Genomic DNA, 1,189 nt, shown 5'->3' with positions numbered 1-1,189 from the left:
CCCCGGTGGCGGCTGAGCGGTGGGCGGCTTCGATGACGTCCAGGCTCGCGGCCGCGTCGTGCGCCGTCCCCGGGGGAGCCGTGTTGGTGCGCCGTGCGGTCTCGACGGCGGCGTAGAAGGCGGGGTAGTCGCCGGGGCGGGTCGGCACCGGGGCCGTGGTGCCGTCCGTGCCGGCGGTGCCCCAATCGGCGGGCGACACCTCGCCCCACGGGGTGCCGTCGCCCGGGCGGCGGCCGGCGCGGAGGGCGGCCTCCTGCGGGTCCAGCCCGTGCACGACGTACCCGCCGGCGCTGCCGAGCACGCGGAAGCGCGGCCCGAGCAGCGGCGTGACGGCGCTCATCCACAGGTGGGAGCGGACCCCGCAGGCGTGGGTGAGCGCGATGAAGGCGTCGTCGTCGGCGGTCGCGCCCGGGCGTAGCGCGGCGGCCTCGGCGTAGACCAGTTCGGCCGGGCCGAAGAGGGTGAGCGCTTGGTCGACGAGGTGCGCGCCGAGATCGTGGAGCAGACCTCCGATGTCCGCGGGGTCGCCCGACTCCCGCCAGCCGCCCTTGAGCTGGGGGCGCCACCGCTCGAACCGGGACTCGAAGCGGCGCACCTCGCCGAGCGTGCCCCGCTCGACCAGGTCGCGCACGGTGCGGAAGTCGCCGTCCCAGCGGCGGTTCTGGAAGACGCCGAGCAGCAGGCCGCGGGCATCGGCGAGCGCGGCGAGGGTACGGGCCTCGGCGGCGGTCCCGGCGAGCGGCTTGTCCACGACCACGGGCAGCCCGGCCTCCAACGCCTCGGTGGCCAGCGGCACATGGGTGCGGTTGGGGGAGGCGAGCACCACCAGGTCGAGTTCACCGGCCCGGTCCCACAGTTCGTCGGCGCGGTCGGCGAAGCGTACGCCCGGGTGTTCGGCGGCCGCCTGGGCCCGGCGCTCCGGGCTGCCGGTGACGATCGTGTCCAGGGTGAGCCCGGGAGTCGCGGCGATCAGCGGGGCGTGGAAGAACGATCCGGCCGGACCGTATCCGACCAGGCCGACCCGCAGGGGTGGGGGAGTGCTCATGCCCGTCACTGTCGCACGCGCGCCCCGGCCCACGGGACGATCGTGGCGAGGCGGTCGTGGCGAGGCGGTCGAGGCGGGACGGTCGGGGCGGGGCGGTCGGGGTGGGGCGGCGCCCGGTCCGGGGGCTCGGGGTCCCGCGGTATG

The 1,189-nt window shown here is 77.0% G+C and carries 1 protein-coding gene; it reads right to left on the bottom strand.

Going from position 1 to position 1,189, the window contains the following annotated elements:
* A partial coding sequence (locus AC13HU_RS37450; RefSeq protein WP_483046467.1) for a Gfo/Idh/MocA family protein occupies positions 1-1,045 on the bottom strand: 1,045 nt, incomplete at its 3' end.
* Between the last annotated feature and the right edge of the window lie 144 nt (positions 1,046-1,189).

The organism is Streptomyces sp. NH27 (assembly GCF_056859195.1).
Note: the sequence above shows the minus strand (reverse complement) of the source record. Positions and strands in the feature narration are given on the sequence as shown.